Raw genomic sequence first — 8,744 nt, forward strand, 5'->3', positions numbered from 1 at the left:
AAAAATAGGCTTTTCGAGGGTAATTCTTGTTTTAATTCTCCATGTACGCAGTCTTTAAAAGCCTCTATTTCGTTCCAAGACACGATTAAGAGTGGCTTTTAGGCTAAGTATAATTACTTATCGCGTAAGTGAGATGCTCCCTGTTCACTCGTGTTCACTCAGCCACTCTGAATCATAGATTTCCAGAAGTTGTGTCAAGATATCAAAAAACTGTTGTTCTGTTCCATCAATAGAGCGCCGAACCCAAAAACCTCCCGATACTATCGCTAGATACCAATAATTATCTTCCCCATTAATCCTTTCAGAAATATTTTTATTTTGGTTGGCTAAATAGTCACCCAGCCGTCTAAACTCTTCTTGCAGATACAAACCACCACATTTTTCGGGTTGTTGATCTTCTCCTCCAAAGTAACAAGGTTCTAGAGTTTGCTTTTCAATTTTATCTTGATATTTACTCTTGATTGTTTTAAACTCATCAGATCCTTCAGGGGTTGCAAACAAAATTTTATGTGTTTGGTAGAAAGCTCTTGCTACTACTTTAATTTTATCATTGTAAGCTAGTTGGATTTGTTGCTTAAATATGCTGTCAGCAGGGTCAATAACAACTTTCTCTTGAATCCATGTTAGAAATTCTGGGTTGTAATGCCCAAACTCGTAGCCACCCTCAAAGTTCAGACTAGAAATAGTATGGGGACCACCCTCCTTGAAAATAAGTAAGCCAGATATCGCCATTAATTTGCTATAATCAACAAAGGGCTTGATCTGACAGTAGAGATCGCGCAGTCCATAATCGAGCCAAGTTCCACACTCTTCATAGCTTTTTTTTAATGGCTTAAGGCTTATCCAAGCAGAGTGAATAAGTTCTTCTTGTGTGCGTTGTTTAGCAACCTTAACATTCCATAATTGAATTCCTGCAAAGCTGGCCAGCCCCAAAGAAATGACTGAAAAAGTAGCGAGGCTTACAATGGTATTTCGTCGTCGGTTTTTCTTTTGCTGCTCTTGTTGCTGTTGCCAATTGACACTGGCATCAATGAATTCACTTTCTTCTGGTCTTAAGCCACGAAGATTTTTAAAAGCGCCTTCTTTATTTCTCAACTCTACAGCCTTAGCCAATTGATAGCCTTTCAAGAGTTCATCCTGAGCTTTAGACTCATCCTCTAAGCGAATTTTTTGCCACCGTCTTGTCTCATCAGTCAACCGATTTTTGAAGATAATTGCTTCTTTTGCTTGTTCAAGCCAGTCTTTTAACTCATTCCAAGATGAGAGCAAAATTTCATGGGCAATTTCTACGGTTGGAGTTGGAGGTTGTTTCAGACGCTTGCTGTCACTCGCTTGCATTTCTTCCGTACTAGAATACTCGCTACTACTAACTAGCAACTTGTCTTTATTAATGAACTTTTCGAGGAGCTTTTCTTCTGATTTACCGACAAATTCATTTCGATAAGCTCGTCTGCTCACTGCTCTACTGCCTGAATCAGTATCAACAACATTAACTAGCTTCAAAAATATTTGCTTAGTGGTTGTCTTTTCGTCTTCGTTCAAATTGCGGTATATCTCGTTGACCCGCTTTTGCAATGCTCCCCTTACCCCCTCTAACGCTGCATAACTTTTCTTGTTTAAGATACGGTCTTCGATCTCAAAGCGACCATCAGCACAGCGAGTTTGGCATTCACTTTTCCAAAGCAAATTCAGGGTATATTGCAATAAGGGAAGATAACCTTTTTGTCCATCAAGTTCCTTGATAATTTGTTCAACTAACCCTTCTTCAAACACGACCCCATGCTTGGCTGCTGGTTGCTCAATCGCCTGTCGCAGTTCATCTGGATGCATCATAGTCACCAGACGCATATTATTATTTTCGTTAACAATAGCACCTAAATCGGGATAGAAACTCAATTGGTCCAGAAAGTCAGCCCGCATTGCCAGTACAATCTTGACAGAACTATTCCCAGACTTGGCAACTTGAACAAGACCTGCAATAAAATTTTTGCGTTTATCTAAATCGTTGCAAATAGTGAACAATTCTTCAAATTGATCGACAAAAATTAGCCACCGTTCCCCATCTTTCCTTAAGGTGTCAATCACGTTAGTTAGGGTATCTGCCTTTGCTTCTCGGGCAATCTCGACTTCTGCTTCACTGAAGTGATAATCCTTCTCCTCAATGAGTAAACACCGATGTAGGGAATCAAAGGGATCTTGATTCGGTGTAAAGATGAAGTCATAAAATGTTTGAGACTCCAGAGATTTTTTCAACTCAGGAATTAACCCCGCACGCACCACAGAAGACTTGCCACTTCCAGAAGCCCCTAACACTAAACTCAAGTTGCTTCGATTCACCATCTCAAATAATTCAGCAATTAACTTATCTCTACCGAAAAAGAGATCTCTGTCTTTGTCATTAAATCTTTTCAGTCCCCGATAAGGTGACTTCATAGTCAATGGTTGCTGCGTACCTTTAGCAACTGAAATCTGGACAGTTTGAGTCTCAATTTTAGTACCAATTTGAACGGGAGCGATGATTAAATCACCGCTAACGTTAGTATCTTTAATCAGGTTATCTTGTTCCTGAGATTGACGGTCTGGAATTGACTGGCTCATAGTAGTGGCATCTCCGATGTTTTGTTTTAGGGACCAGAGATGCAACAAATGGCTGTCGGTTCAGCTAAATCCAGCACTCCTTCTAATCTTTGTTTAAGTGGTCAAATTTTACCGAACCCTTATTCAAATTCACGCTTTCTTAACTCTTCTTGCCTTCTTGAACTGGCTTAAATTCAAAGTTTCCACCAACAGTTACGCCGCTCACCGTATTAGTTTGAGTTTGATTGATTATCTCCTGTCCACCGGGCTGTTCTTTGACTTGATCGAGTAAATCCTGAGCCACTTTAATGATTTCCTGATCTTGATCAGCACCAGCTTTGGTAATTTTATCTTTTAACAAACCTTCAGCTTGCTTGATTTCTTCTGGTTTGGCATCTACCATCGCTTGTCCCAGAACATCGCCTTCAAACTTCTTCTTAATTAAAGTCTTCAAACCCTGATAGGCATCTTTAACAGCTGTTCCTGCGGTATCCTTAGCGCCAGCGAGCGCACCAGCCCCTAAAGCAGCAAGAATCAGAGAAATAGGGTCCATAGTTGAGCCTCAATTATTATGTAGAAGGAGTAAATAGTGGTCTGATGAGTTCGCCTCATTGACCGTCTTAATTGTGACTACAAGGTACATCAACCTCTTTACGGATATCAAAAAATATTACTGATACACTCGACCGCGCCAACTTTGGGGACGGGTAAAAGCAGAGATAAAAATGCGGATAACTGCCAGCGGATCCGCGAGGGGAGATAGCCAAAATAATCCCGAAGATAGATTGACTTTTTCGCCCCGATAGTAGCTAGGAGAGACAGCCAATAAAAGGGCAAAACGAATCAATAACAGCAGCAGGTTTAAAGTCAAAACAATTTTTAAACTCAGGAAATTGTAGCCAAAAATCAAAGCTGTGAGCAGTAAAGGAGTGATAATTATCGGTAATCCCTGAGTAAGAGCTAATAAAGCTAAATCGCCCCATAATTGCCCCTGATAGGAGGCATCTTTGAGGTCAAGAGATCTGCCCCATTCGCGCCAAGTTTCCTTAAGTCCTTCGTACATCCGCACGCGAATCAACTTCGCCCCATCGAGAAATCCCACCCGATAGCCTTTCGTTGCCGCTAGACGGGCGAGGGTGACATCATCGCAAAAAGAACCTTTTGCCCCGCTATAACCGTCTAAAGCCGCTAAAACTGACCGCCGGCAGAGAAAACATTGACCATTGGCCATGACTCGTTGGGGATCTTGCCCGCGCACTCCGGCCGCATCAAAGCGATAGAGCAAAGTCATCAATAAAGCTGGCTGTAACCACCATTCTCCCGGATAGGAGAGGATAAATTGCGGCGACAGGGAAACTAAATCATAACCTTCTGCGATCGCAGCTTTAACTAAACTGGCGACTAAATTTGCTTGGGGTTGGGTATCGGCATCAATGCCCAAAATCCAGTCACTTTTAGGAGAACTAAACAAAAAACCATTGTGTAACGCCCAGGGACGACCTACCCAATCGGGGGGCAAAGGATAATCGGTTTTCAAGCGAAAGCGGGGGTCTTTTGCCGCTATCTCTTTGACTTTTTCCCGCGTACCATCTTGGGAATTGCTATCGACAATCAGAATTTCTCGCACTTCGTAACTCTGTTGACTCAATCCCCGTAAACAACCGTCAATCCTGGCCACTTCGTTTAACGTCGGCACAATCACGCTTACTGTCCCTAACATCTCCGGGGTGGGGGGTTGGGGAGTCAGGGGAGGACGACGACGCGCCCCTTTTAGCAGACGGGAAAGAAGGATAAAAAAGGCAACAGCCTGAGACAGCAGTAGCCCCAGGCAGAATGCACCGAGAATTATCTCAGTTAACAACTTATTTGGCTCCTCTCACCGACACAACGGGGATTTTTAGGGTTGTTACTTCGCTGGTTGCCACTGTTTGCCCGGAAGCAACAGCCTTGGCGCGATTATAGAGGAGTATTAAAGGCAGAATACCGGTGAGTAATCCTAAGAAAATCGGCGGATAAATACCAGCACCCATACTCATGACCGTAGCAAAGCCAAAATTACCTAAATACATCACAAAAGGTAGGGTTAAATCTTGACTTGGCAGTTTCACCGGTTGCACTTGCCAAATTAAAGTGGCTACCGTCATAAAAACACAACCCGTGCCAAACCAACCGGCAAAATTTTCATAGGGCATCCCAAAGAAGGCCCCCGGTTGTTCCCAAATCCAGAAGGGCATGGTAGTTTGACTCATGGCCGGATCTAGGACAAAATCCCATGAAGTTAATAATACCGCCCCGATAGCGATCGCTCCTAGATTTTGTAGCCACTGGGGTATAGCAAGAGTGGATAAACCAACACGAGCGATGATATAGGCACTAAAACCGAGATAAAACCAAGATAGGGGGATAGTAAAGGGGACTAAACCCGCAATTTTGTAACCTAAGCCCGAAAGATAACGATAATGACCGAAAGGAAAGCCGGTACTGGTTCCTAATAGTTCGCTACAAAGGGATAAACTGATAGCGGGAACCATGAATCCTAACCAGTGCCACACTCCTAGAGTCCGATAGGCATAAACAGCCACGGCTGCCATTCCTAACACCATATACACCACACCCCCCCCGGCCATTGACCAAGCAAAGGCAGTTTTGCCAAAATCTGGTAAATTGGCCACAAATTCGGGATGGGGCAAAACTAGCAACAATCCCGCTAGTCCAAAAGCCATCGATACAATATGACCGATGAGCAGAGCTTTTTCGATCGCAATTAGTCGTCTCATTAAATCTCTAGCACTGCGAAAGGATAATCATTTTCAAGTTTACAAATCTTTATTAAAGAATTATTACGCAGATCGGTCACTTTCGGCAAAAAAGTTTTAGGGGGGTTAGGGATTTGCCTGTAGTAGTTCTTTAGGAGTCAGTAGGCAGGAGTCAGTGGTCATAATAATCAATCAAATTGTCTATTTAGAGATTTTGTGGTACTTTATACTTAGTTTTTTCATTTTTTCAACCCCCAAAAATTAATTATGCAAGGGGCAATGACTAAAAATGCCTGAAAATAAATATATGTTAAAAATGATGCTTTTAGCCCGAAACAAAGGTTCTTCGGTTTGTGTTATGTAATAGACGGGGGTTATAAGGGATGAAACCCTTATATAGAAAGACATGGCTGCGATTTTTGCCAATTGTTTTCGAGCTAGAACGAGCTAATCAATTAAGTCTCTTGCCAGATAAGGATTTAGTCGATTTATGCCCTCTGCTCGAACCATACCAAGTAACGAAGAACCGAAAAAAAGGCATTCTAAGATTAAGTCCTCTCAATCGCCCACCAATTGCAGCGGTTCTAAAAAAAACTCTCTCCACCAGACTCACTATAATTAACACAGTAGCCTAGCTATGTCGGCAGAATCTAGACATCGGAGCTTACTTGCCAATCGATACCAACTGGTCGAGTTGATCGGTAGCGGTGCCATGGGACAAGTATATCGAGCAGAAGATAAACTATTAGGTGGCGTAACCGTCGCCGTGAAATTCCTCTCGCAAACTCTCCTCAACCAAAGAATGCGTGAGCGCTTCGAGCGAGAGGCGACTATTTCGGCACTTTTAGGCGAAAAAAGTATTCATATTGTTAAAGTTCGTGATTATGGTGTAGATGACAAGGAAGTCCCCTTCTACGTCATGGAATTTTTGCAGGGGGAGAGCATGAGTGAAATCATCAAACATCAGCCGCTGCCCCCCCTGCGCTTTCTCAATCTCACCCGTCAGATTTGTTTCGGCCTGGAATGCGCCCATAAGGGTATTATCTTCCAAGGGGAGATGTGTCCGATTATTCACCGGGACATCAAACCAAGCAATATTATGGTGATTCAGGACTCAGGATTAGGGGAATTGGTGAAAATTCTCGATTTTGGCATCGCTAAACTCATCCAATCGGGAGAATCCCAAACCCAATCGTTTATGGGAACCTTAGCCTATTGTTCCCCAGAACAGATGGAAGGTAAAGAACTCGATCATCGTTCCGATATCTACAGTTTTGGGATTATGATGTACGAGATGATCACGGGAGAAACGCCCGTTTTTCCCGATAATCCCTCCTTTGGCGGTTGGTATGAGGTTCACCACTACGCCGAACCCCGTTCCTTTAATTCTAGCTTGCAATTACCGCCAGAATTAGAACAGTTAATCCTGCGCTGCTTGGCCAAAGCACCCGGCGATCGCCCGTCAAGTGTTACAGATATACTACAACGTCTCGAACGACTTGAACCCCTAGTCAAAAATGAAATAGTCAAAAAAACCGACGATTACACCAGCAAAATCAAAACCCTTGATGATTTAAATCAAACCATTGTTTCTGCTGCTAATGCGAGGGATATCTGTCTCAAGTCCAGTTGGCCTGAGGATAAACCGCGCCAAAAAATTGTCTTCTCACGCTGTCTCCGAGCTGCTGACGGCGTTTTTGCCAGTTTATGGGTAATGTTGGATCGAGAGGATATCGCCGTCCGGGTTGCTAGTGTCCGTTATAATAAATTCCTCTTTTTACCCACACCTCACCCGATGATTCTCTTGATTACTGTCCTCTATCATCGTCAATGGGGACCCCGCTGGTTGCCCTGTTATTTGGACTTAAAAACCCCCCAAGGTCAAAAAATGACCAAAACCCTCGCCGAAACCGGTCAATACTGGATTTTATTTTTCCCCCTCGAAGGCGGCCCTATCTGTGAAAATGTGATCACCGCTAATATTCCCCCCAATCAATGCCAAATTTTGCGGCAATGGGTGACAGATAGTCAATCGGGCCAGGGTGGCAACCCGCAAATTAGCAAGCGGATGTTAAAACAGAAACTCGAGCAACTTAAACCCACAATTCTGGCCAAATTAGCCTCAGAATTACCCCCGCAGCCCTAAAAAATCAGGGGGGTATTAACTAACCCCTTTTTTATTGAACAAGGTGGAGGCAATGTTTGTAATAAGTTCGTAGTGGGGCCTACATAGTTCCTGAGTCTGACGAAAAATTTTTCTGAACTTCGGTTAGAATCGAGGAACTGTATGTGATTGCCGTATTTACTGCGATAAACCTATGACTAAACTGCTGCAACAGGCGATCGCCCAAATCCAACAACTTCCGCCCGAACAACAAGATGCAATCGCATCGCGGTTTCTGGATGAGTTGAAAGACGAGCAAAAATGGGAAGCTAGTTTTGCTGCCACAACAGATGAGCAATGGGAGCAGATGACTGCGATGGTGCGTCAGGAAATAGCAATGGGTGAAACTACTCTAGCCAGTGAAGTATTTCCGACACAAAAATGAAATCAAGTGTCACCAAAACGTTTCGTAAACAGCTTAATAATCTTCCTGCATCAGTTCAGGAACAAGCAGCCAAAGCTTATGCACTCTGGCAAGAAGATCCTTATCACCCCAGCCTTCAGTTTAAACAAGTCAGTCAAAAGCAACCGATCTACTCCGCTCGTGTCAGCCTTAACTATCGGGCTTTGGGTTTGTTAGAGTCTGAGCATATTTATTGGTACTGGATTGGCGCACATGATGAGTATGATGAGTTGCTGAAACGGATGTAATTTTGGGGTAATCGATGAATATGCCGCATAACAGCCCAGTCGAGCGGACAGCGGACGGGACTAATATTTGTGTATATTGCCAAAGCTATCTGCCGCTCTTCACTTTCGCTATTAGCCATCATCCATTCCCAATGCCTACTTCTGTATTTTGACATCCTCACCGCCGGGGCCGGACGGTGATTCCCGGCAGATCAAACAAACTTAATTGAACGACCGACCGCTGGGTTGACGCTTCACGGGATGCTGCTTCTTTAACAGAAGTCTTACACTTTCCGACCCGTCCGTTTTTTGAGGTCTCCGATTGCCCACCGGCGACCTGGATATTAATTGCGGCGTTTACATCCCTATCATGGAAAGTCCCACAAAAAAGACATTCCCACTCACGGATATTTAACGCTTTTTTCCCGCCGATATTCCCACAACAGAAACATCGCTGAGACGTTGGCTCCCATCGAGAAATTATCCGAAAATTACGCCCATATTTATCAGATTTTGCCGATAGCATATCTCGGAAAGAACGCCATCCTAAGTCTGATATGGCACGGGATAACTTACGATTTTTAACCATTCCCGATGTGTTTAAATCCTCTAAAATT

Annotated in this window: 8 protein-coding genes; 3 read left to right on the top strand and 5 right to left on the bottom strand. The window is 43.5% G+C overall.

Features of this window, described 5'->3' with window-relative positions; genetic code table 11:
* Positions 1-144 precede the first annotated feature (144 nt).
* From O9300_RS02740 to cruF, 4 genes are all read right to left on the bottom strand, one after another.
* The gene (locus O9300_RS02740) at positions 145-2,598 is read right to left on the bottom strand and encodes an ATP-binding protein (RefSeq protein WP_287969902.1); all 2,454 of its coding nucleotides are present in this window, start codon (positions 2,596-2,598) and stop codon (positions 145-147) included.
* Positions 2,599-2,737: 139 nt separating this feature from the next.
* Complete coding sequence (locus O9300_RS02745) at positions 2,738-3,130, bottom strand: Het-E N-terminal domain-containing protein (protein WP_002761829.1); 393 nt, start codon at positions 3,128-3,130, stop codon at positions 2,738-2,740.
* A 117-nt stretch (positions 3,131-3,247) separates the two neighbouring features.
* Positions 3,248-4,438, bottom strand: a complete 1,191-nt coding sequence (gene cruG / locus O9300_RS02750; protein ID WP_287744306.1) for a 2'-O-glycosyltransferase CruG — start codon at positions 4,436-4,438, stop codon at positions 3,248-3,250.
* A gap of 1 nt (position 4,439) precedes the next feature.
* Positions 4,440-5,354: a gamma-carotene 1'-hydroxylase CruF gene (gene cruF / locus O9300_RS02755; protein WP_079206048.1), complete on the bottom strand. Its 915-nt coding sequence runs from the start codon at positions 5,352-5,354 to the stop codon at positions 4,440-4,442.
* Between the two features lie 616 nt (positions 5,355-5,970).
* Here cruF and O9300_RS02760 point away from each other — a divergent pair.
* The 3 genes from O9300_RS02760 (at position 5,971) to O9300_RS02770 (ending at position 8,148) form a co-directional block, all read left to right on the top strand.
* On the top strand, positions 5,971-7,479 hold the full coding sequence (locus tag O9300_RS02760) for a serine/threonine-protein kinase (RefSeq protein WP_287969906.1): 1,509 nt from the start codon (positions 5,971-5,973) through the stop codon (positions 7,477-7,479).
* Between the two features lie 172 nt (positions 7,480-7,651).
* Positions 7,652-7,882 carry a hypothetical protein gene (locus O9300_RS02765; protein ID WP_002784101.1) on the top strand — a complete coding sequence of 77 codons (231 nt, stop codon included), beginning with the start codon at positions 7,652-7,654 and terminating at the stop codon, positions 7,880-7,882.
* Positions 7,879-8,148: a type II toxin-antitoxin system RelE family toxin gene (locus O9300_RS02770; protein ID WP_149987661.1), complete on the top strand. Its 270-nt coding sequence runs from the start codon at positions 7,879-7,881 to the stop codon at positions 8,146-8,148. Before O9300_RS02765 ends, O9300_RS02770 begins: the two co-directional genes overlap by 4 nt.
* A gap of 157 nt (positions 8,149-8,305) precedes the next feature.
* On the opposite strand, the gene O9300_RS02775 is transcribed toward O9300_RS02770, so the two are convergent.
* A partial coding sequence (locus tag O9300_RS02775) for an RNA-guided endonuclease TnpB family protein (RefSeq protein WP_287969908.1) occupies positions 8,306-8,744 on the bottom strand: 439 nt, incomplete at its 5' end.

The sequence above is a fragment of the Microcystis sp. LE19-195.1E genome, assembly GCF_027532095.1.
Taxonomy (GTDB): domain Bacteria; phylum Cyanobacteriota; class Cyanobacteriia; order Cyanobacteriales; family Microcystaceae; genus Microcystis; species Microcystis aeruginosa.